The organism is Oleiphilus sp. HI0079 (assembly GCF_001635105.1).
Window position 1 is genome coordinate 1 of record NZ_LWFT01000129.1, and the last position, 752, is coordinate 752.

Here is a 752-nt window from a genome sequence, read left to right on the forward strand (position 1 = left end):
TCAAAGGACACAAGCATGGCGCGAATGCGGGCGATCAATTTTTCCGCTAATTTATTATTGCTTTCCCGTCCTGCTTTCAATCCGCTTGCTTCGGCTAGGGTCGCGAGTTCTGAGATAATATCTGACTTTGAATAATCGAGAATGTGTGGCAAAACAATTGAGTTCGCTAGTCCATGAGGTGTTGCGTAGAGGGCGCCAAAATTGTGAGCGATCGCATGAACATAGCCGACACCTGCTTTCGTGAAAGCAAGGCCTGCATAGTATGAGGCCATCGCCATGTTTTGGCGGGCTTCTAAGTTTTTGCCGTCATGAACTGCAGTCTCTAAGTTCTCCATGATGAGCTTGGTGGCGGCAAGCGCGTAGCTTCGTGTTTCATCTGTCGCATTGGTTGAAATATAAGACTCAATAGCATGAGTCAGTGCATCCATTCCTGTCGCGGCGGTGACAAATGGTGGCAGTCCAAGCATGAGCTTGCCATCGAGTGCGGCCATCGCTGGTACGAGTTTTGGATCAATGATCGGAGTCTTTTGATGTGTTTCCGGATTTGATACAACCGAAACAATTGTTACCTCCGAACCTGTGCCTGCTGTCGTTGGAACAACAAATAGCGGTAACGGTGCTTTGCGTAGTTTGAATAGTCCTGCCATTTTCTCTAACGACTTATTGTTCGTCGCTCGTGCAGCGATCGCTTTGCTAGCATCTATTGGAGAGCCCCCGCCAACGGCCAAAATGCCTTCGCATTGATGCTTATT

General features: G+C 48.4%; 1 protein-coding gene. It reads right to left on the minus strand.

Features of this window, described 5'->3' with window-relative positions; translation table 11 throughout:
* A partial coding sequence (locus tag A3750_RS01980) for an iron-containing alcohol dehydrogenase (protein ID WP_156498314.1) occupies window positions 1-752 on the minus strand: 752 nt, incomplete at both ends.